The sequence below is a fragment of the Marinobacterium sp. xm-a-152 genome, from assembly GCF_013282965.1.
GTDB lineage: Bacteria > Pseudomonadota > Gammaproteobacteria > Pseudomonadales > Balneatricaceae > Marinobacterium_E.
The window spans coordinates 34,890-55,836 of sequence record NZ_WBYI01000007.1 but is presented as its reverse complement, the minus strand read 5'-3'; the positions used below and the strand labels follow the sequence as shown (position 1 = coordinate 55,836).

The following is a 20,947-nucleotide window of genomic DNA, read 5'->3' as shown; positions in this document are numbered from 1 at the left end:
CGCATGGTTCAGTTCTCGATAGATTAACTTGTAGGTGAACGTTGTTGCCAGAGTATCTCTTCTTGTCCATCGCGTCGAGCTAGGACTCTGCCTAGTACAAACAGCAGATCCGACAGGCGGTTTATATAGGCTATTGCTTGCGGATTGACGCTACTCTTCTGTGCGAGCTCTACCAAGCCGCGTTCAGCTCGTCGGCAGACCGCTCTGGCAAGGTGAGTATGGGCCGCGTCGGGTGTTCCACCTGGAAGAATGAAATTCTCTAGTGATGGTAGCGTGTCGTTGTAGTGATCCAGCACCTCTTCAAGCCAATTAACCATCTCGAGTGAAATAACCACATAGCTGTCATCAGCAATAGCAATCTCACCGCCAAGGTCGAAAAGATCGTTTTGAATTCTGCGAAAGATTGGCGATAGATCATCAGCTTCTGAGAGGTGTGAATCGACCACACCAATCAGACTATTTAACTCATCAACAGTACCCATCGCTTCAACACGCGGATGTGTCTTATGCACTTCTGCACCAGTGGCGAGGCGGGTAGTCCCTTTATCGCCAGTACGTGTATAGATTTTGGTAAGTCGATTAGCCATATTTTTACCATTAAAAGCTGTAAGTTAACGTTGCTTCAAAGTATCTGCCGCGGCCATTGTAATCATAAGCAACCTGATAATCTTCATCTAAAACATTATCCACTTTTAAAGAGACTTTCATTGAATCTGTATAGTTTTTTATCAAGCCTAAATTGATTGTTGTCGAGGCTGGCAAATGACCGTTGCTACCGTATGTTTTTAATCGATTTATCCAATTTAGTGATGAATTAATACTGAAATCACTCGCTATATCTTGGTTGTAGGATAAAACGAAATTATCCATTGGACGCTCATCCAGTTGGTTGCCGTTTGCATCTTTAGTTTGTGTGAATGAGTAAGATGCAGATAAATCAGCCGATGCCCATCTCTGTTTTAGTGAAATCTCTGTGCCTTCGCTGGTCGCTTTGGCTACGTTTTTCATGCCACCAGAAGAGTATTGAATAAGGTTTTTAAAGTCATTTTTAAAAAATACGATTTCAGAAGTGAAGGAGCTGTTAATTAGATTTCTAACCCCAACTTCAGTTGATTTAACCTCTTCTGGTTTAAGGTCCGTATTACCGTAAACTGGATCTAAGTCTGAGAAGGTTGGTGCGGAAAAGGCTGTTTTCATTGAGCCGAAAATAGATGCCATTTCATTTAAATTATAATTAAATCCCGTCGACCAAGTGTTATTGGTTCCCCATTGGTCGTGATTTTCATGGCGAACGGTACCTTCAATAACCAAGTCATCAATCGTGTGCTCAGCACCCAAATAGAAACCTTTGGTTATGTAATCTCCACTACCGTAGGTGCTACTTCCATACTCTCTTCTTAAATCAATCCCTCCATGAAGGTTGGTTGTATCAGAGAGGCTATAATTTACGGAGGTGTTCCACTCATTGGTATCAATTATAGTCTTGCGAGTATCAGCAGGTTTATTTAACCGCTCGTTTTCCGTTCTGCTTAACTTTGAATCAACAGAGAATTGGCTCGTTGTGTGTTTGAACCCAAGGCTTAAATATTTAGTTGTGTATTCAGTTTCATTATTGTATTTGATGTTCCAAGTTGGGTTATCAAAATCAATGTAGTCATACTGGTTTGTGCCCTTCCAAAAACCAGTATCTAAATTGACCGTTGTTGTATTGCTTAATGATTTAGAAAGGTAAACATCAACATTCTGTTTTTTGTAACCATCATCATCGTTATCGCCACGGATTATAGAAGTGTGAGTGTCGAAACCATCGCTTTTTTCATGGGCTACAACAATTTTGCTTTCAAAACTGTCATCGCCACGTTTGAGCTCGATTTTTTCTTTTAAAGTATTTTGAGAGCCCGCAGTTATGCTTACTTTGTTGCTGTTAGTTTCTGCACCAAAATCTTTAGTGAATATCTGGATGACACCGCCAATTGCATCCGCACCGTATTTGCTCGACAACCCACCACGCACTACTTCGATTCGTTCAATTGAATCTAGAGGTATATTTTCTAGTTCGGCACGGCCATCATTTGTCGATGTAAGTCTTCTGCCATCCATAAGAACAATGCTGTGGTTTGATGATGTTCCACGCAAATAAACTTTAGCTTGCGAACCATTCCCACCAAATCGCTGGATATACACTCCAGCCATTGATTCTAGTGCTTCACTCAAAGAGGAGAATTGTCCGCTTTCAAGTTCCTCACTGGTTAAAATAGATATCGCTTGAGGTGTGGTCGCAATAGAAGAAGTTATTCTTTTTGCGGTCACTGTAACTTTTAATGGGTCAATTGATTCAGCAATAGCAAAAGAGGAAGCTGTCGACGCTGCCAGTAATAGGGTCGTAAATAATTTCATGATCTCTCTTGATGCGCCCACCGCGCATAGTTGGATGGTATTGAGAGTGGGCCGGTATCCGGGCTTGGAGGTCTCTATTTCAACGCCTTCCCAGCTGTCGCCAGTGGCATGATGTTGAAATAACCGTCCTTACCGTTGCGGGGGCAGCGTCAGTTTTTCACTGAACTTCCCGTTTAACCCCATTAAAGGGCACCTACTCCGATGAGTGACGCGCATTGTATCAGCGCGACTAGGTTAGGCAACTTGAATCGATTCAAGCGATGTTGAATGGCATTCACTCTGTTAACGTTCAGCAAGCGTTAGGCTTTGGATGGTATTAAGCATCTTTTTGTTACAGGGAACTTCGACTGCGTACTTTTTAGCGAGATCCACAATGGCCCCGTTAATATGCTCAACTTCAGTGCGTCGACCCTTTGTGACATCCTGCAACATGGATGATCGGTTTTTAGAGGTTAATTCAGCAACGCTTCTAACTTCATCAATGAGAGGGGTTTGACGATCAACCCCTATCTTGATCTCAAGCCGCTCAATTTCCTCTGCCAGGTTGGTTGTCACTGTTGCCCGCTCGTCAGTCGAAAATATTTCGCCATTAGTGCATTGATGTATGGCAGTGACAGGATTTATACAGCAGTTTATCGCGACTTTTCGCCATAAGATGGTATCGATATTATCGATCCAGTCGGCTCCAAAAAGCGGTGATACTTTACTATCTACCTTTTTATTAAGGCTTCCGATTAGCGTAGTGCCATCTGCCGCATGAACCGTATGGAAAGGTGCCCGATTAAATGCACCATCGGTCGTACTGGCAAATAGAATGTTGTGATCTGGAAAGGTCTCTTGAATCGTCTGTTGTACGCCGTAGCCATTGATCATAACGACGATGGTGGCATCGCTCGCTAACTGGTTCTTAACCCTGTTAATGGCATCAAGTGCATCAAACGCTTTAGTAGTGATTAGTAAATGTGTAATGGTGTCTGAAAGATCTTCTGCCCAGGTCGCTTTGCATTGAACCACTCTCAACTCTTTATTAGGGCTCTCAACACGAAGTGATTGTTCGTTGTGATTGAAGGCGTCGACCTGCTCAGAGGAGCGGAGTATTAATGTGATCGCTTCGCCTTGTCGATGTAATCGATCAGCCCAAAGGCTGCCAATCGCACCTGCACCAATAATATGCCAAGTCACACGTACCACTCCTAATGAAAAAAGGTATTATATCGACCATTCATTCGTTTTAAGAGAGGAGAGGGCGATGCCATCGTTCGATATTGTTTCTGAAGTAGATTCTCATGAAGTGGCTAATGCGGTCGATCAAGCGAATCGTGAGATCTCAACACGTTTTGACTTTAAGGGCGTGGATGCCAGTTTTGAGCTAGACGGTGAGTCGGTTAAAGCGGTTGCTGAAGCGGACTTTCAGTTAAAGCAGATGATCGATGTGCTTCGAGCAAAATTGGTTAATCGTAAGATCGATCCAAACTGCATGGACATTCAAAAAGCTGAGCAGAATGGTAAACAGGCTCGCCAGACGATTGTTCTTAAGCAAGGTCTAGATCAGGCGGCGAACAAGAAGCTAGGTAAATTGATCAAGGACTCAAAGCTAAAAGTTCAGACTCAAGTGCAAGGCGAACAACTGCGTGTCACCGGTAAGAAACGTGATGACCTTCAAGCGGTCATGGCGCTGCTGCGTGAGTCAGATTTTGAACTGCCTTTACAGTACAAAAACTTCCGCGACTAGAGGTTACGCTCAATAAAAAAGCGACGTCTGAAAAGAGGTCGCTTTTTTGTTTCTTAAGAGTCGTGATCAGCTTTGCTCACGTTGATTCTGTTCTAGAGTCTTAGCTTGAGCTACCTCCAGTTTGTCGCGCAGCATCCACAGCATGACCAGTGATGGAATGACCATCAAGAAGGTGATGATAAAGAACAGTGACCAGTTACCATCAAGGCCATCTACCATGGTGCCACTGAAGCTCGCCAGCGTTGTACGACCGAGGTTACCCAACGACGCGAGTAGGGCGTATTGAGTGGCACTGAACGCTCGTCCTGTCAGTGCTGTTAGGAAGGCTACAAAGGCAACTGTTGAGAAGGCGGTAGTAAAGTTATCGACGATAATAGTTGCTGCAAACAGCCACTCTACTGGCCCAACTTCTGCTATCAGTGCGAACATTAAGTTAGATGCACCCATTGCGATACCACCAATCATAAGCCCTTTAAGCACACCAAAGCGAACGTTGATGGCACTGCCGATGAGTGTGAACACTACCGTCGCGATCCAGCCTAGCATCTTGGTGTATTCACCAATCTGCTCGTTTGTAAAGCCAACCTCTTTATAGAAGACCACTGACATCCGGCCCAAGAAAGCCTCGCCAATCTTAAACATAAAGATAAAGGCGATTAGTGTGATGGCTACCGACAGACCGTTTCGGCGAATAAAATCGGCAAAGGGTTCAATGACCGTAACTGCGAACCAGCTGGCGAAGCGACCTAAACCAAAGCGGTTTTGGTAGTTCTCTTCCAGTTTGCTCTGAAGGTTGGAGCGGCGATCGACTGGCTCACCCACTAACAGAGTAAATACCATTAATAGGCCCATGATCACTGCCATAACACCGTAGACACCATTCCAGCCCATTGAGTCGGCATTAACGAAGGCTAGGTAGCCTGGAAGCGAGTAGCCAGTCCACCAGCCGACAACGGCCATAGCTGAAGCGGGCGGCATCTTCGTGGTTTCATTGATATCAAACTGGTCGATACGGAAAGCGTCAACTGCAATGTCTTGGGTGGCCGATGCAATGGCGATCATCAATGCGATCAGTGAGATGTAGAGCATACCCGGCACTTTGCCAGACTCTGTGGTTGGTTCTCCCATCGCGGAATAGGCACTGCTTGGGTCTGCCTGAGTGATCAGCAGAATCATAAACAGCATGATGCCCTGACATAAAAATATCCAAGAGCGGCGTTGTCCTAAACGGCTTAAAACCGGCAGGCGAACACGATCGACCAAAGGGGCCCATAAAAAGTTAAATGCATAGACGGCAAAGATCGAACCGAAGAAACCGATGGCGGTTCGAGATAGGCCCTCATCTTTGAGCCAACCGCTCATGTTGGAGCCGATTAGAACCCAGGGGAAGCCGGAGCTACACCCCATCAAGAAGACCCAAAGTAGGCGCTTATCTTTATAAACTCGAAGGGTATCGATCCAGTTTGTTAACATTTTTTATAGCATCCTTAAAACTTAAAGTTGATGCTATCAATTCGTGTATGAACGGTAAATGAAGCAATAAAAAAGCCGGCAGAAGCCAGCTTTTTTAGAGAGCGATTCGAATTAGATTCGAAGACCGCCATCAACCTCGAAACAACGACCTGATACATAGTCGTTTTCAAGGATGAAAGAGACTGTGTGAGCGATCTCTTCAGGTTTACCAAGACGTTTAGCCGGGATGCCCGCAGCGATTTTCTCGCGTGCTTCCTCTTTCATCGCCATAACCATCTCAGTACCGATGTAGCCTGGTGCAATCGATGCTGCACGGATACCGTAGCGAGCAAGTTCTTTCGCCCAAGTAACGGCCATCGCTTCAACACCTGCCTTAGTAGCGGTGTAGTTGGTCTGACCCATGTTGCCACTGCGCGAGATAGAAGAGATGTTGATAATGCAGCCCTCTTGCTTGTTTTTGATCATTTGTGCCGCAGCTTCACGGGCACAAAGGAAAGTACCAGTAAGGTTTACATCCATTACTAGGTTCCACTGATCCATGCTCATTTTCGAGACGATTTCGCCATCTTTTACTTTGATGAATAGACCGTCACGTGTGATGCCAGCATTGTTAACAAGACCGTTTAAGCCACCCATATCAGCAACCACCGATTCGAATAGAGCTTCAACTTCAGCCTCTTTAGAGACATTACATACGTAAGTGCGGCCATCGCTGCCAGCAGCTTTTACTTGATTGAGAGTCTCATCAAGGTCTTCTTGGTTAAGGTCTACCAGTGCAAGACGTGCACCTTTGTTTGCTAGCTCAAGTGCCATTGCACGGCCAAGACCACGACCACCACCAGTGATCACTACTACTTTATCTTTTAGATCCATTTCCGGACTCCTACCAACAATCTAATATTTTCAGCGCTTAAGGCTGATTGCTGCCTGTTTTTATTTTGCGGTGCAATTATTTTTGCATTGCAGTTGGGGAACCTGCGAACAAGTCCCGCACTCCTCTGGCTGTCAGGGCAATTCGAGATAGAGGCAGCGAGTACAGGCGGGCTGGTTGCCCGGCGAAAATCGCTAACGAAGAGATCGACTTGCCCTGACAGCCCCGAAGGGCGAAGCCTTAAGTAGGCAATAGCTTTGTCAGACAGCTTGAAAATGACTTGTCATTCTCTGCACTGCCTTTCGCGCTCTTGCCTACTTAAGGCTCCCGCAGAGAAGATGCGATACTTATTCGCAGGTTCCCTGATGCACTGCACAAACTAAGCCTTCTGCAGTGCAAAATCCATAGCTTTTGTGGAGTTTTTTAAAAATTGAAAAGAATTGTTTGCAGAGGTTCGGGTCAAACCCTTTTTTGTGCATTTAAGTAATTGAATTTATTGTTTATTCAAGTTGGTTATACCCGCCATCTAAGGTATTAGACATAGGTAAAAGATCACTGCACAAAAGTGATATTGCGCTGCAAAAGCCCAGTTGTAGTCCGGTTGTGGCTCGAATGTAGCCCATATGTAAATAGTTGCCTGAATGTAAATTTAAGTTAAACAATCAGCTGTTCACTTTAGATTTCTTCGCAGCCTTGATAGCCTTGGTTAAAACAGAGCGAGAACAGCATGCCAATACTCTTTATTATCTTTGTCGTAATCCCCGTTATTGAAATCACCATCCTTATAAAGGTCGGTCAAGCGATTGGTGGCTGGTATACCGTGGGCCTGGTTCTGCTGTCAGCTTTTATCGGGGTAAATATGTTGCGTTATCAGGGTGTGACGACTCTGTTAAAAGCTCGCAGTCGTATTGAGAGTGGAGAGATTCCGCTATCAGAAATGAGAGATGGGATATTGATAGCGATAGGCGGAGCCCTTTTGGTTACTCCTGGGTTTGTGACCGATGTAATTGGTTTCTCCTGCCTGTTGCCATTCACTCGTGGCCTGTTTTTTAATCTTTTCGGACAACGCATAAGTGATGCGTTTACTAAGAGTGGTGGGCAAGCACACTTTTACTCATCGACCCAGAACTCCCAGGATCCCTTCTCTCAAAATAGAAGTGACATCATTGATGGTGATTTTGTTGAGGTGAATGACCCATCAAGCAATAACGACGACAAACGGTTGCACTAATTTACACTGGGTTGTCCATTAATAAGTCCTGCACTTTCTGCTTATGGCTTGCTAAGACCTAAGTTGGAAATTTAAATTTTTTTCAGCTTGGGTGTTGAAATCTTTTCCCCCCTCCCCAATTAAATATTTCACCTAAGAATTGTCGGTGAATTATTGGTTCACTGGCTTTAAACAAAAAACCAACATCGTATTGGATCCTAGATTCAGGAGAAGAACCAGATGAAAATTCGTCCACTTCATGACCGTGTAGTAGTTCGTCGTAGCGAAGAAGAAGCTACTTCGGCTGGCGGTATCGTATTGCCAGGTGCAGCTGCAGAGAAACCAAACCAAGGTGAGGTTGTCGCAGTAGGCGCTGGTCGTGTCACTAATGATGGCCAGGTTGTTGAGCTGTCTGTCAAAGTCGGTGACAAAGTGATCTTTGGTCAGTACGCGGGCACTAACACTATCAAAGTAGATGGTGAAGAGCTGCTGATCATGCAAGAGAGCGAAATTTACGGCGTACTAGAAGCCTAATTCGTTTTACTGGTAAAGAATTGAATAAATTTAAAGGATTCTAAGAAATGTCTGCTAAAGAAGTACTCTTTGGAAATGATGCTCGTCAGGGCATGCTTGCTGGCGTAAACGTTCTAGCAAATGCGGTTAAAACAACTCTAGGCCCTAAAGGTCGTAACGTTGTACTAGAAAAATCATTTGGTGCACCAACAGTGACTAAAGATGGTGTCTCAGTCGCTAAAGAGATCGAACTTAAAGATAAGTTCGAAAACATGGGCGCACAGATGGTTAAAGAAGTAGCCTCTAAAGCTAACGACGTTGCTGGTGACGGTACTACGACTGCAACTGTTCTAGCTCAAGCGATTGTTAATGAAGGTCTTAAGTCTGTTGCAGCGGGAATGAACCCAATGGATCTTAAGCGTGGTATCGATAAAGCGGCTGCTGCTGTAGTTGCTCAGCTTGCTGAAATGGCTGTGCCATGTGCTGATTCTAAAGCGATTGCTCAGGTTGGTACTATCTCTGCAAACTCTGACGCTGAAGTGGGTAACATCATTGCAGAAGCGATGGAGCGTGTAAGCCAAGATGGTGTCATCACTGTTGAAGAAGGTTCTGGTTTCGAAAACGAACTAGACGTTGTTGAAGGTATGCAGTTCGATCGCGGTTACCTATCTCCTTACTTCGTAACTAACCAAGACTCTATGGTTGCTGAACTAGAAGATCCATTCATTCTTCTAGTTGATAAGAAGATCTCTAACATCCGTGAGCTGCTTCCAGCACTTGAAGGTGTTGCTAAATCATCACGTCCACTGCTTATCGTAGCGGAAGACGTTGAAGGTGAAGCGCTAGCGACTCTTGTAGTGAATACTATGCGCGGCATCGTGAAAGTGTGTGCTGTTAAAGCGCCTGGTTTTGGTGATCGTCGTAAAGCAATGCTAGAAGATATCGCTATTCTTACTGGTGGTCAGGTGATCTCTGAAGAGGTGGGTCTGAGCCTAGATGCAGTTGAACTTGAGCAGCTTGGTCAAGCTAAGCGCGTAGAGATTAGCAAAGAGAATACTACCATTGTTGACGGTGCTGGCGCTAAAGCAAACATCGACGCTCGTGTTCAAGCGATCCGTGTACAGATGGAAGATACTACATCTGAATACGACAAAGAGAAGATGCAAGAGCGTGTTGCTAAGCTAGCAGGCGGTGTTGCAGTGATCAAAGTGGGTGCTGCGACTGAAGTTGAGATGAAAGAGAAGAAAGCTCGTGTAGACGATGCACTTCACGCAACTCGTGCAGCCGTTGAAGAGGGTATCGTTCCTGGCGGTGGTGTTGCTCTGATTCGCTCACTTCAGGCTGTCGAGAGCCTAGAGGGTGACAACCATGATCAGACGATCGGTATTCAGCTAGCACTACGTGCAATGGAAGCACCACTTCGTCAAATCGTAGCAAACGCAGGTGGTGAGCCATCAGTGGTTGTCAACGAAGTTCGTAACGGTAAAGGTAACTACGGTTACAACGCGGGTACAGAAGTCTACGGCGATATGCTTGAGATGGGTATCATCGACCCTGTTAAGGTAACTCGTTCGTCACTTCAGGCGGCAGCGTCAATTGCGGGTCTAATGATTACGACTGAAGCGATGGTTGCTGAGATCCCAGAAGATAAGCCAGCTATGGGTGCACCTGATATGGGTGGCATGGGTGGTATGGGCGGCATGATGTAATCATCCCCCCCCCAAATGTGAAGCCCCGAGCGGTCAGCCGCTCGGGGTTTTTTTATGTCTATAATTCAGTAGTTGAAGAGGTTCTTTATACCGCTAAGTTTTTGTATTTACTTTAATATTTTTACTTTGGTTATAGGTTGGTATGAGATTTCATATCTTGAAAGAGTTTTCCTAGTACATTGGTCTAAATCAACCTTTAGTAGGGTAGTCACTCAGTGTTGACTCTAGTAGTTTGCAGTTTCCGATTGTAATAAAAACAAACCCAACAACGGAGTTACAAAGTAATGACTGATAAGACTCAAGGCGTTTCACGCCGTACGGTACTTAAAGGCACTGCAGCTTCTGCAGCGGCTATCGCAGTACCAAGCTTCTACATCCCAACTGCTTCTGCTGCAGGTTCGTTCCGTAACGACCCTAAGGCTTCTGGTAAGTGTGTCCTAGGTTTTAACGTACCTCAATCAGGCGCTTACGCAGATGAGGGTGCAGACGAACTACGCGCATTCAAACTTGCTGTTAAACACCTTAACGGCGAAGGCGATGGCGGCATGATGCAAACCATGAAACCAATGAACCTTAAAGGTAACGGTATTCTTGGTATGAAAGTTGAGTACGTAACTGGTGATACTCAGACTAAGTCTGACGCAGCACGTGCATCGGCTAAACGTATGATCGAGAAAGATGGCGTTATCATGTTCTCTGGTGGTTCATCTTCAGGTGTAGCTATCGCAGTTCAGGCTCTAGCTGAAGAGATGGGTACCATCTTCATGGCAGGTCTAACACACTCAAACGATACAACTGGTAAAGACCGTCGTCGTCACGGTTTCCGCCACATGTTCAACTGTCACCAATCAGCACTAGCGCTACGTCCAGTACTTAAAAACGAGTACGGTACAGATCGTCAGGTTTACCACCTAACAGCTGACTATACTTGGGGCTGGTCTCAGCAGGACTCTATCGAGAAGGGTATGGCTGCTGAAGCAAACTGGAACACAGTTGCTAACGTTAAAACACCAGTAGGTGCAGGTGACTTCTCTCAGTACATCACACCAATCCTAAACTCTGGTGCAGATACTCTTATCCTTAACCACTACGGCGGTGACATGGTTAACTCTTTGACTCAGGCGATTCAGTTCGGCCTGAAAGATAAGCAAGTTAACGGTAAGGACTTCCAGATCATCGTTCCTCTATTCTCTCGTCTAATGGCGAAAGGTGCGGGCGACAACATGAAGGGCATCCTAGGTTCTACAAACTGGAACTGGAAGCTAACTGACGAAGGTTCTAAAGCATTTGTTAAGTCGTTCGGTCAGGAATACGGTTTCCCACCATCACAGGCTGCTCACACTTGTTACGTACAGACTATGCTTTACGCAGATGCTGTTGAGCGTGCTGGTACTTTCGATCCACAAGCAGTTATCGCTGCTCTTGAAGATCACGAGTTCGATGGCATGGGTAACGGTGCTTCTCTATACCGTAAAGCGGACCACCAGGTAATGAAGAATGGCCTAGTGGTACGCGGTAACATGAACCCAACATCTGACTTCGACCGTCTTGAAGTATTGGATGTGGTTTCACGTGAGAAGCTTACTTACGATCCAAACGAAGGCCCATTCGCCGGCGGCGCTCAGTGGTCTTAATCCAAGTGTAATTTTAATTACACCTTGGCACGCGAAGGGGTCCAAGGGACCCCTTCGTTTTTTATTAGCTTTTTTGGAGATTCATAGCTGTGGATGCAATAATCCTCCAGATCTTGAACGGTCTAGATAAGGGTGGTGCTTATGCACTGATTGCCCTAGGTCTAACGTTGATTTTCGGTACCTTAGGTGTCGTGAACTTTGCTCACGGTGCTCTTTTCATGTTGGGTGCTTTCGTCGCAGTTTCAGTTCGCGAAGTACTTACTATTTCAACAAAAGTTAAAGATGAGTCGGTTACTTTCTTTGAAGCATTCAAAGAGATCCCATACCTAGAGCTCTGGCTCGGTGATACGGGTAGAGCCATTATCGACTGGTCTGTTCCAATATCGATTTTAATCGCTATACCTATCATGCTTGTGATTGGCTTGGTGATGGAGCGTGGTCTAATTCGCCACTTCTACCGTCGCGCACATGCTGATCAGATCCTTGTAACTTTCGGTCTTGCGATCGTTATTCAAGAGATCATCAAAGCTATCTACGGTGCAAACCCGATTCCACAGCCAGCACCAGAAATGTTTGAGGGTACAGCGAACATCGGCGCACTCTTGGGCTTAGGTGACAATATCGTCTACCCGAAATGGCGTCTTGTTTATTTAGGCTTTGCTGCGATTGTCATCGCTGCAGTGTTTGCCTTCTTGCAGTTTACAACCTTTGGTATGGTGGTTCGTGCCGGTATGGCGGATCGTCAAACGGTTCAGTTGTTGGGTATCAACATCACCAAACGTTTCAGTATCGTCTTCGGTCTAGCTGCGGTCGTCGCAGGTTTGGCAGGTTTGATGTACACACCAATACTCTCTCCTAACTACCACATGGGTATGGACTTCCTAGTTCTGTCATTCGTGGTTGTAGTAGTGGGTGGTATGGGTTCACTACCGGGTGCGGTAGCGGCAGGTTTCCTACTCGGTATCCTCCAATCGTTCGCATCGATGAACGAAATCAAACAAATCATCCCAGGTATCGACCAGGTAATTATCTACCTAGTTGCAATGATCGTACTGCTCGTTCGTCCACGTGGTCTAATGGGTCGCAAGGGTGTAATGGAGGACTAAGATGCATATTGATAAATTTACACCTAAATCAGACATGATGATGCTGCTGGGCTTTGCAGCAGCCGTCCTGCTAATGCCACTTTGGCTTCAGCCATTCGGTGCAGCCTACCCAGACTTAATGCAGCGTTTCGCTATCTTCGGTCTGTTCGCAATTGGCTTTAACATTCTATTCGGTCAGACAGGTTACCTGTCGTTTGGTCACGCAGCGTTTATCGGTGTGGGGTCTTACACAACGGTTTGGATCTTCAAGCTGTTTACACTGAACATCCTTCCAGCGATGGTTGCCGGTGTTGTGGTGTCAGGTATCTTCGCCCTAGTCATTGGTTTCATCTGTCTTCGTCGAACAGGTATCTACTTCTCGATCCTGACACTGGCTTTAGCTCAGATGAGTTACAACCTTGCTTACTCTGTACTCACACCTATTACCATGGGTGAGACAGGTCTGCAGGTTGAAGCGGCTGACCCACGTGCTTGGGATGCGCCTCTAGCTGAAGGTGCGGTACCTCGTACTAACCTATTCGGCATTGAGATGACAGACTTTGGTGGCCTAGCAGGCTTCTACATCTGTGCAGCATTCTTGATTGTTGGTTTTTATGTCGCTCTACGTATCACTCGTTCACCTTTCGGTTCGATGCTACGTGGCCTTAAAACTAACCAAAACCGTATGTCATACACAGGTTTGAACACTCGCCCATATGCACTGGCAGCGTTTGTAATATCAGGTATGTATGCGGGTCTTGCTGGTAGCTTAATGGCAGCGATGGACCCTCTAGCGGGTGCGGAGCGTATGCAGTGGACTGCATCAGGTGAGGTTGTTCTTATGACAATCCTTGGTGGTGTCGGCACATTGGTTGGCCCGTTCCTTGGTGCGGTAGCTATCAAGTACTTCGAGAACATCTTCTCTGCTATCGATGGTGCAGTTCTGACTAGTGCTCTAGATTTCCTACCAGACTTCTTGGTTTCTGGCCTTGTTCCAGTACTGTCTCTGTTCGTAGGTAAAGGTTGGCACCTAACGCTAGGTCTAATCTTCATGCTGGTCGTTATCTTCCTGCCTGGTGGCATCATGGAAGGTTACCGTCGAATCAAAGCTCGCTTCTCGAAGCAGGGCGAAGAGTAACTCAAGCTAACAGGATATTTATATGTCAGTACTAGAAATCTCTGGCGTAAACAAAACATTCGGTGGCTTGAGAGCACTGGATGACGTCAACTTAAAAATTGAAGAGAAAACCGTTCATGCGGTCATCGGTCCGAATGGTGCCGGTAAATCAACACTGCTGAACGCAGTCATTGGTAAGTTGATTCCAGATAACGGCACGATTTCGTTCTCTGGTAACAGCATGATTGGCCTTAAGCCACATAAGATTAACCAGTTGGGTATTTCACGCGTATTTCAGACTCCTGAGATCTTTGCTGATCTTACGATCATGGAAAACATGATGATCCCACTGTTGGCTCACCGCGATGGCGAATTCAAGCTAAATGCTTGGAAACGTTCTGATCAGGATGCAGACCTGCAAGAGAAGGCTGCTAAATACCTAGAGTATGTGAACATGCTAGGTAAATCTGATACTCACGCGGGCAGCATGAGCCGTGGTGATAAGCGTCGTCTTGAGTTGGCAATGTGTCTCTCTCAAGAGCCAAAACTACTACTTCTTGATGAACCAACCGCGGGTATGGCACGTGCCGATACCAACAACACCATCGATCTGTTGAAGAAGATCAAAGCGGATGGAATGACGATGGTCATCATCGAGCACGATATGCATGTAGTCTTCTCACTCGCTGATAAAGTGAGTGTAATGGCAGCAGGTCACGTGATCGTTGAGGGTTCTCCAGATGAAATTAAAGTGAACCCTAAAGTTCGTGAAGCATACTTGGGAGGAGCGGAAGTATGACCAATACAGTCGCAACTGAAGCCGTTAGAACTCAAAACCTGGGTACACCGGTTACCTACTGTTCTATCCACGATATTCATGGTTACTACGGTGAGTCTTACATCGTTCAGGGTGTGAGTTTCAATATCCATGAGGGTGAGATTCTTGCTCTACTTGGCCGTAACGGTGCCGGTAAAACATCAACGTTGCGTACCATCGCACGTTGTGATGACCCAGTATTAAAAAGCGGTGAGATCTGGTTGGATCACCAAAATATTCACGACATGACAGCGTATGAAGCGTCACAAGCGGGTATTGCACTGGTTCCTGAAGATCGCTGTATCATTCCTGGTTTGACGGTAGAAGAGAACCTGCAGCTGGCTCAAATTGCGCCTCCTAAAGGTTGGAATATCGAACGCATCTACGAGCTATTCCCTCGTCTGGGCGAGCGTCGTAACCAAGAGGGCGTCACTCTGTCAGGTGGTGAGCAGCAGATGCTTGCGATCGGTCGCGCGCTCTGTCGAGACATCAAAGTTCTTCTTCTTGATGAACCTTATGAAGGTCTGGCTCCTGTTATCGTTCAAGAGATTGAGCGTACTCTACGTGAGATCAAAGAGCTGGGTATTACTACCGTGATTGTCGAGCAGAATGCAATTGCTGCACTGAAGCTTGCTGATCGCGCAGTGATCCTTGATACCGGTAACGTTGTATTCGACGGAACCGCTCAAGAAGTTCTTGATAACGAAGCGCTTCGTAACGAGTACCTAGCGATTTAATCGCGCTCTTATCAGTACTCCACCTGTGCCCAGCTTTGCTGGGCACTCTTTTTTGGGGGGGATAAAACTGGTACTGTATCCCTTTCTAATTGAGTAAGAACCCTCTTCAATGTCTGAACGTCGCGAACCAGGATTCAATTTAGATCAACTGGCCGAGCCAGTGCCTACTCTTGAACCTGAAAAGCAAAAACCTCAAGTGCCTAACAACCCCACTAATGCCGCCGTTAAGCCCTCTTCTAAAAGTAGTGGTTTAGCAACGGGTGTTGCTGTTATTGCACTGTTAGTGGCTGTGGCTATGGCTGTATGGAACTACCAACTGACTCAAAAGATGGATCAACAATCCGTTCTTCTGGAACAGATGAACTTATGGCTTGAGAGTACCGATGCAACGCTGACGAAGACAACGACTTCAGCGTCACAATCAGGTGAAACCCTCTCTTCTCGATTAGAGCAGCTTAATGGTCGTGTTGAAGATCGTATTAAGCATTTTGACTCTGAGATCGCTAAGCTTTGGACCGTTTCGTATCAGCGCAATAAGCCTCAGTTGGAGAAGCAGGGCAAGACGATTGAAGCACAAGCTAAACTGATTAAATCTCAGGCTGAATCGATAAAAAGCATTCAGTCAGGTGTGGATCAAGTTCAAGCACAAGCTAAAAAGAGCGAAGGGTCTGTTAATAAACTGTCCAAATCAGTATCAGAATTTGATAGCAGTTTGAAAAAACGTGACCAGCAACTATCAAAACTTAATGACCTAGTTGCCAGTAAAGATAAGCAGATCGCTCAATTAAGTGAACGGGTAGCTCAACTCAACAGTGACCTTGAGTTTCAGCTCTCTATTGAACGGGACGAGAGAGCAAGGCTTTCAGAGCAGCTTGAACAAGTTAAGGCAGGTTCCAATTCCAGTGATCTTGATGGCCGTTTAGCGACCATTGAAGATCGTCTCCGCTCCATTGATTCTAGTCGCCAGTCGGTCAATGCCGAACTATTGAACATCAAACAACAGCTCAATACGCTGCTGCTTGAAGGAGCTATTCGTTAGTTGAATTATTCGCAACTGATCAATACTTGTCCAAATCCTTGCCAATGGGCACAATACGCGCCACATGAAATGGAGCTGAGTTAAGACGTGAAGCTAAGAACCTTTTTTGCTTTACGCATTCCTGATAGAACGGCTCGAGAGCTCGCTAATCTTTCTGATGAGTTGTGTCAGTTTGATTTAGGGCTGGACGCAACCTGGTTTGATTCATCTGGCTATCACCTGACGCTCTGCTTTTTAGGAGATGTCAGCCTAGAACAGATAGAACAGCTCGAGAAACGTGCCACTCAAATAGATTTTGGTAGTCGTTTTACCGTTCAGCTAGATCAGGTCAGTTATTACGCCGTTAATCCGAGACTCTCCCTGATCGCGGCGATGACCGCGCAGAATAGTCAGCTAACGATGCTCCATGAGCAGTTAGTGGCGTTAGCCGAAGAGGTTGGCATTGTTTGTAAAGATCAGAACTTTATGCCCCACGTCACCTTGGCACGCTTGCCAGCGGACAATCGATTTGCTGTCGACAGAGAGTTGCCGCCTATCGATCATAGCCTGCCGGCTGACTCGATTGTGCTTCTTCAGAGCACTGAGGGTGATCATGGCAGTGTCTATAAGCCGCTTTTCGAAGTGCCACTTACACGCTAAACCGTTTAACCAATTTTGAGAACATGATGCGAAAACCCGAGCTATTGTCCCCTGCAGGGACCTTGCGAAATATGAAGTATGCCTTTGCCTATGGTGCTGATGCGGTCTATGCCGGTCAACCGCGCTATAGCCTTCGTGTACGTAACAACGACTTTACTCTTCAGAACCTTGAAGAGGGGATCAATATTGCGCATCAACTGGGTAAAAAGTTTTTTGTCGCCAGTAACATTCTGCCGCACAATTCAAAGTTGGGTACCTACATGAAGGATATTGATCCTGTTGTAGCGATGAATCCTGATGCCATGATCATGTCCGACCCTGGCCTGATTATGATGGTCAAAGATAAGTATCCAGATCTTCCGATTCACCTCTCTGTTCAGTCGAATACTATGAACTGGGCTGCAGTGAAGTTCTGGGAGCGAGCAGGTATTGAGCGAATCATCCTGTCACGTGAACTCTCGCTAGATGAAGTGGCTGAAATACGTCAACAGTGTCCGGATATTGAGCTTGAGGTCTTTGTTCATGGCTCACTCTGTATCGCCTACTCAGGTCGCTGTCTGCTATCGGGTTACATCAACCACCGAGATCCAAACCAGGGTACTTGCACAAATGCTTGTCGTTGGAAATACGATGCTCATGAAGCTCAGGAAGATGAGTCCGGTGATGTGGTTCCCGTTCAGAGCTTTGATCCAAGCGAAGAGAAGCAGCCTGCCCTAGGTGAAGGTAAGCCATCAGATCAGATCTACCTGCTCCAGGAGGAGACTCGCCCTGGAGAGTATATGCCGGCCTTTGAAGATGAGCACGGTACCTACATCATGAACTCAAAAGATCTGCGCGCCATTCAGCACGTGCATCGCTTGACGGAGATGGGCGTCGACTCTCTGAAAATTGAGGGACGCACTAAGTCGCACTACTACGTTGCCAGAACCGCGCAAGCTTACCGTCAAACCATTGACGATGCAGCGGCTGGTCGCCCATTCGACAAGGGGCTAATGGATGTCCTTGAGAATCTTGCAAACCGAGGATACACCGAAGGTTTCTACCGTCGTCATGTTCACGACGAATACCAGAACTATGAAACGGGTAACTCTGTGGGTGTGCATCAGCAATTTGTCGGTGAAGTGGTTGAGCGTGACGCGGACTCTGGCAAGCTTGTTATCGATGTGAAGAACAAATTTGAGGTGGGTGACACACTTGAGTTGATGACCCCTCAGGGTAATCGTCGCTTCAAGCTTGATGAGCTGTATGACAAGAAAGGTGCTCGAGTCCATGTTGCCCCAGGTTCAGGACACCGTGTGACACTACCACTCGATTTTGATACTGATATGGAATACGCGCTACTGATGCGTGATCTTCCAAACGCTCCAGAGAGGGCGTAAATGATAGCCGGCGACTGAGCCGGCTTTTTTGTCTCTATAGGTTCTGCTTAGCCGTTAGACAAAGTGTGGTCATCCCATCTGATTTGGATGATGTATAATCTGGCTGCACTGCAGGGGTGGAGCCCCCTGATCATCACTATAAATGGAGTTTTCCAATGAGCGTTATTCGCCAAGACGACCTTATTGATAGCGTTGCTGATGCGCTACAGTTCATCTCTTACTACCACCCAATCGACTTTATTGAAGGTGTGCACGAAGCCTACCTGAAAGAGGAGAACCCAGCCGCTAAAGATGCGATGGCGCAGATCCTAATCAACTCGCGCATGTGTGCTGAAGGTAAGCGTCCTATCTGTCAGGACACCGGTATCGTTACCGTATTCCTTAAAGTGGGTATGAACGTTCAGTGGGATGCTTCAATGAGCGTCACCGATATGGTCAATGAAGGTGTTCGTCGAGCCTACATGCACCCAGATAACGTCCTACGTGCCTCGATTCTTGCTGACCCTGCTGGCAAACGTCAGAACACCAAGGACAATACTCCTGCTGTTATCCACTACGAAATTGTAGAGGGCGATGAGGTAGAAGTTCATGTGGCTGCTAAAGGTGGTGGTTCAGAGAATAAATCGAAGATGGTGATGTTGAACCCATCTGACAGCATCGTGGATTGGGTGGTTAAAACGGTACCGACTATGGGTGCTGGTTGGTGTCCACCAGGTATGTTGGGTATTGGTATTGGTGGTACTGCCGAGAAGGCAGCAGTCATGGCCAAAGAGTCTTTGATGGACCCTATCGATATTCATGAGCTACGTGAGCGTGGTCCGCAGAACCGTGTCGAAGAGCTACGTTTAGAGATCATGGATGCGGTCAATGAGCTAGGTATTGGTGCACAGGGTCTTGGTGGTCTGACAACGATTCTAGACGTTAAGATCATGGACTACCCAACGCACGCGGCATCTTTGCCAATCTGTATGATCCCTAACTGTGCTGCGACTCGCCATACTCATTTTACTTTGAAAGGTGATGGGCCGGCCGTTCTCACACCGCCAAGCTTGGATCAGTGGCCAGAAGTGACCTTTGAAGTCGGTGCTAATACACGCCGCGTCAATCTAGATGAGATCACACCTGAGTCGGTTAAAGAGTGGAAGGTTGGTGAGACTATTTTGCTTAATGGTAAAATGTTGACCGGTCGTGATGCCGCCCATAAGCGCATGGTAGAGATGCTTAACAACGGTGAAGAGTTGCCAGTTGATCTGAAAGGGCGATTCATCTACTACGTGGGTCCTGTCGACCCTGTCCGTGATGAGGTTGTAGGCCCTGCTGGCCCAACAACGTCAACACGTATGGATAAGTTCACACGTCAGATTCTAGAGTCAACGGGCCTACTGGGCATGATTGGTAAATCAGAGCGTGGTCCAATCGCTATTGATGCGATCAAAGATAACCAAGCGGTCTACCTAATGGCTGTTGGCGGTGCTGCTTACCTTGTCTCTAAAGCGATCACTGACTCAAAAGTGCTAGCCTTCCCAGAGATGGGCATGGAAGCGATCTATGAGTTTGAAGTCAAAGATATGCCGGTGACTGTGGCTGTAGATGTGAATGGTGAGTCTGTTCATACATCTGGTCCAGCTAAATGGCACGACATAATCGTTAAAGCGAAAGGCTAAACGAAAACTCACATTAAGGGCCGCGTTTATCGCGGCTTTTTTGTTTGTGGAATATAGAAGGCTTGCCGTGTGTCACTATTCTCGCTAAAGTCCATTGATTACATGACTGTTTGGTTAAGTTTTAATGTCTCAAGATTCACAACCCGCTACTGCGCTTCGCATGATCGATATTCATAAATCCTACGGATCCCTGAACGTTATCAAAGGGGTCTCACTGGAGGCGAAAGATGGCGATGTGATCTCTATTCTCGGTTCGAGTGGCTCGGGTAAGAGTACGCTACTGCGTTGTATTAACCTGCTTGAAAATCCAAGCAAGGGTGAGATCTATCTTGGGGATGAGAAACTTGAGTTGGTGCCATCTAAGAGTGGCGAGTTGCAGGCTAAAAGTCGAAAGCAGCTTGAAAATATGCGTTCGCGTATCGGTTTTGTATTCCAGAACTTTAATCTCTGGCCGCACCGTACTGTGTTAGAGAATATTACAGAAGCTCCCATTCAAGTTTTAAAACAGTCTAAAGATGAGGCGGTGGGGCAGGCAAAACTGATCCTAGAGCAGGTCGGTCTCGTAGATAAGATTGATGCCTATCCTAGTCATCTTTCAGGTGGCCAGCAGCAGCGTATTGCGATAGCACGTGCTTTAGCGATGGATCCACAGCTGTTATTGTTCGATGAGCCAACTTCAGCGCTTGATCCTGAGTTGGTCAATGAAGTGCTGGCGGTCATGCGGGATCTGGCCTCACAGGGACGCACTATGCTGATAGTAACCCATGAAATGCGCTTCGCACGTGATGTTTCGAGCCAGATTGTCTTTCTTCATGAAGGACATATCGAAGAGCAGGGAACACCAGAGAAACTATTCGAAAATCCTTCATCTGCAAGGGTGAAGGCCTTTATGTCGAGTCATCAATAGGACAGTAGATCCTAATAGGAGAAA

The 20,947-nt window shown here is 46.4% G+C and carries 19 protein-coding genes and 1 riboswitch; of the genes, 14 read left to right on the top strand and 5 right to left on the bottom strand.

Annotated features, from left to right (window positions below):
• Positions 1 to 23: 23 nt before the first annotated feature.
• The 3 genes from XMA152_RS08195 to XMA152_RS08185 form a co-directional block, all read right to left on the bottom strand.
• Complete coding sequence (locus tag XMA152_RS08195) at positions 24 to 587, bottom strand: cob(I)yrinic acid a,c-diamide adenosyltransferase (protein ID WP_173483305.1); 564 nt, start codon at positions 585 to 587, stop codon at positions 24 to 26.
• 10 nt (positions 588 to 597) lie between these two features.
• Entirely contained in the window at positions 598 to 2,397 is a 1,800-nt protein-coding gene (locus XMA152_RS08190; protein ID WP_173483304.1) for a TonB-dependent siderophore receptor, read from the bottom strand.
• Positions 2,398 to 2,428: 31 nt separating this feature from the next.
• Positions 2,429 to 2,609, bottom strand: a riboswitch (cobalamin riboswitch).
• 70 nt (positions 2,610 to 2,679) lie between these two features.
• A complete protein-coding gene (locus tag XMA152_RS08185) occupies positions 2,680 to 3,579 on the bottom strand; it encodes a ketopantoate reductase family protein (protein WP_173483303.1) in 900 nt (299 codons plus the stop codon).
• Between the two features lie 67 nt (positions 3,580 to 3,646).
• Here XMA152_RS08185 and XMA152_RS08180 point away from each other — a divergent pair, with 67 nt between their 5' ends.
• On the top strand, positions 3,647 to 4,129 hold the full coding sequence (locus tag XMA152_RS08180; protein ID WP_173480538.1) for a YajQ family cyclic di-GMP-binding protein: 483 nt from the start codon (positions 3,647 to 3,649) through the stop codon (positions 4,127 to 4,129).
• Between the two features lie 66 nt (positions 4,130 to 4,195).
• On the opposite strand, the gene XMA152_RS08175 is transcribed toward XMA152_RS08180, so the two are convergent.
• Together XMA152_RS08175 and XMA152_RS08170 are read right to left on the bottom strand one after the other, a co-directional pair.
• Complete coding sequence (locus XMA152_RS08175) at positions 4,196 to 5,602, bottom strand: MFS transporter (protein WP_173480539.1); 1,407 nt, start codon at positions 5,600 to 5,602, stop codon at positions 4,196 to 4,198.
• 111 nt (positions 5,603 to 5,713) lie between these two features.
• Positions 5,714 to 6,475 (bottom strand): SDR family oxidoreductase, encoded by a 762-nt coding sequence (locus tag XMA152_RS08170; protein WP_173483302.1) that lies wholly within the window; start codon positions 6,473 to 6,475, stop codon positions 5,714 to 5,716.
• 725 nt (positions 6,476 to 7,200) lie between these two features.
• Between XMA152_RS08170 and XMA152_RS08165 the strand changes: the two genes are divergently transcribed.
• The 13 genes from XMA152_RS08165 to XMA152_RS08105 all read left to right on the top strand — a co-directional run bounded on the left by XMA152_RS08165 (position 7,201) and on the right by XMA152_RS08105 (position 20,923).
• On the top strand, positions 7,201 to 7,704 hold the full coding sequence (locus XMA152_RS08165) for an FxsA family protein (RefSeq protein ID WP_173483301.1): 504 nt from the start codon (positions 7,201 to 7,203) through the stop codon (positions 7,702 to 7,704).
• Positions 7,705 to 7,923: 219 nt separating this feature from the next.
• The gene (locus XMA152_RS08160) at positions 7,924 to 8,217 is read left to right on the top strand and encodes a co-chaperone GroES (RefSeq protein ID WP_173480542.1); all 294 of its coding nucleotides are present in this window, start codon (positions 7,924 to 7,926) and stop codon (positions 8,215 to 8,217) included.
• Positions 8,218 to 8,264: 47 nt separating this feature from the next.
• A complete protein-coding gene (groL, locus tag XMA152_RS08155) occupies positions 8,265 to 9,905 on the top strand; it encodes a chaperonin GroEL (protein ID WP_173480543.1) in 1,641 nt (546 codons plus the stop codon).
• Between the two features lie 284 nt (positions 9,906 to 10,189).
• A complete protein-coding gene (locus tag XMA152_RS08150; protein ID WP_173480544.1) occupies positions 10,190 to 11,539 on the top strand; it encodes a substrate-binding protein in 1,350 nt (449 codons plus the stop codon).
• Positions 11,540 to 11,628: 89 nt separating this feature from the next.
• Positions 11,629 to 12,645 carry a branched-chain amino acid ABC transporter permease gene (locus XMA152_RS08145; RefSeq protein ID WP_173480545.1) on the top strand — a complete coding sequence of 339 codons (1,017 nt, stop codon included), beginning with the start codon at positions 11,629 to 11,631 and terminating at the stop codon, positions 12,643 to 12,645.
• A gap of 1 nt (position 12,646) precedes the next feature.
• The gene (locus XMA152_RS08140; protein WP_173480546.1) at positions 12,647 to 13,762 is read left to right on the top strand and encodes a branched-chain amino acid ABC transporter permease; all 1,116 of its coding nucleotides are present in this window, start codon (positions 12,647 to 12,649) and stop codon (positions 13,760 to 13,762) included.
• 22 nt (positions 13,763 to 13,784) lie between these two features.
• Positions 13,785 to 14,540, top strand: a complete 756-nt coding sequence (locus tag XMA152_RS08135) for an ABC transporter ATP-binding protein (RefSeq protein WP_173483300.1) — start codon at positions 13,785 to 13,787, stop codon at positions 14,538 to 14,540.
• On the top strand, positions 14,537 to 15,295 hold the full coding sequence (locus XMA152_RS08130) for an ABC transporter ATP-binding protein (RefSeq protein WP_173480548.1): 759 nt from the start codon (positions 14,537 to 14,539) through the stop codon (positions 15,293 to 15,295). Before XMA152_RS08135 ends, XMA152_RS08130 begins: the two co-directional genes overlap by 4 nt.
• Before the next feature lie 109 nt (positions 15,296 to 15,404).
• The gene (locus XMA152_RS08125) at positions 15,405 to 16,334 is read left to right on the top strand and encodes a hypothetical protein (RefSeq protein ID WP_173480549.1); all 930 of its coding nucleotides are present in this window, start codon (positions 15,405 to 15,407) and stop codon (positions 16,332 to 16,334) included.
• Positions 16,335 to 16,421: 87 nt separating this feature from the next.
• Positions 16,422 to 16,973: an RNA 2',3'-cyclic phosphodiesterase gene (gene thpR / locus XMA152_RS08120; protein WP_173480550.1), complete on the top strand. Its 552-nt coding sequence runs from the start codon at positions 16,422 to 16,424 to the stop codon at positions 16,971 to 16,973.
• A 26-nt stretch (positions 16,974 to 16,999) separates the two neighbouring features.
• Positions 17,000 to 18,352: a tRNA 5-hydroxyuridine modification protein YegQ gene (yegQ, locus tag XMA152_RS08115; RefSeq protein ID WP_173483372.1), complete on the top strand. Its 1,353-nt coding sequence runs from the start codon at positions 17,000 to 17,002 to the stop codon at positions 18,350 to 18,352.
• A 155-nt stretch (positions 18,353 to 18,507) separates the two neighbouring features.
• Entirely contained in the window at positions 18,508 to 20,016 is a 1,509-nt protein-coding gene (locus XMA152_RS08110) for a fumarate hydratase (RefSeq protein ID WP_173480551.1), read from the top strand.
• A 124-nt stretch (positions 20,017 to 20,140) separates the two neighbouring features.
• The gene (locus XMA152_RS08105; protein ID WP_173483299.1) at positions 20,141 to 20,923 is read left to right on the top strand and encodes an ABC transporter ATP-binding protein; all 783 of its coding nucleotides are present in this window, start codon (positions 20,141 to 20,143) and stop codon (positions 20,921 to 20,923) included.
• Positions 20,924 to 20,947: the final 24 nt, after the last annotated feature.

Coding starts and splice junctions, on each gene's coding strand:
- XMA152_RS08180 (WP_173480538.1), top strand. CDS start 3,647: ATGCCATCGTTCGATATTGTTTCTGAAGTAGATTCTCATGAAGTGGCT.
- XMA152_RS08175 (WP_173480539.1), bottom strand. CDS start 5,602: ATGTTAACAAACTGGATCGATACCCTTCGAGTTTATAAAGATAAGCGC.
- XMA152_RS08150 (WP_173480544.1), top strand. CDS start 10,190: ATGACTGATAAGACTCAAGGCGTTTCACGCCGTACGGTACTTAAAGGC.
- groL (WP_173480543.1), top strand. CDS start 8,265: ATGTCTGCTAAAGAAGTACTCTTTGGAAATGATGCTCGTCAGGGCATG.
- XMA152_RS08170 (WP_173483302.1), bottom strand. CDS start 6,475: ATGGATCTAAAAGATAAAGTAGTAGTGATCACTGGTGGTGGTCGTGGT.
- XMA152_RS08160 (WP_173480542.1), top strand. CDS start 7,924: ATGAAAATTCGTCCACTTCATGACCGTGTAGTAGTTCGTCGTAGCGAA.
- XMA152_RS08195 (WP_173483305.1), bottom strand. CDS start 587: ATGGCTAATCGACTTACCAAAATCTATACACGTACTGGCGATAAAGGG.
- XMA152_RS08110 (WP_173480551.1), top strand. CDS start 18,508: ATGAGCGTTATTCGCCAAGACGACCTTATTGATAGCGTTGCTGATGCG.
- XMA152_RS08125 (WP_173480549.1), top strand. CDS start 15,405: ATGTCTGAACGTCGCGAACCAGGATTCAATTTAGATCAACTGGCCGAG.
- XMA152_RS08190 (WP_173483304.1), bottom strand. CDS start 2,397: ATGAAATTATTTACGACCCTATTACTGGCAGCGTCGACAGCTTCCTCT.
- XMA152_RS08140 (WP_173480546.1), top strand. CDS start 12,647: ATGCATATTGATAAATTTACACCTAAATCAGACATGATGATGCTGCTG.
- XMA152_RS08165 (WP_173483301.1), top strand. CDS start 7,201: ATGCCAATACTCTTTATTATCTTTGTCGTAATCCCCGTTATTGAAATC.
- yegQ (WP_173483372.1), top strand. CDS start 17,000: ATGCGAAAACCCGAGCTATTGTCCCCTGCAGGGACCTTGCGAAATATG.
- XMA152_RS08105 (WP_173483299.1), top strand. CDS start 20,141: ATGTCTCAAGATTCACAACCCGCTACTGCGCTTCGCATGATCGATATT.
- XMA152_RS08135 (WP_173483300.1), top strand. CDS start 13,785: ATGTCAGTACTAGAAATCTCTGGCGTAAACAAAACATTCGGTGGCTTG.
- XMA152_RS08130 (WP_173480548.1), top strand. CDS start 14,537: ATGACCAATACAGTCGCAACTGAAGCCGTTAGAACTCAAAACCTGGGT.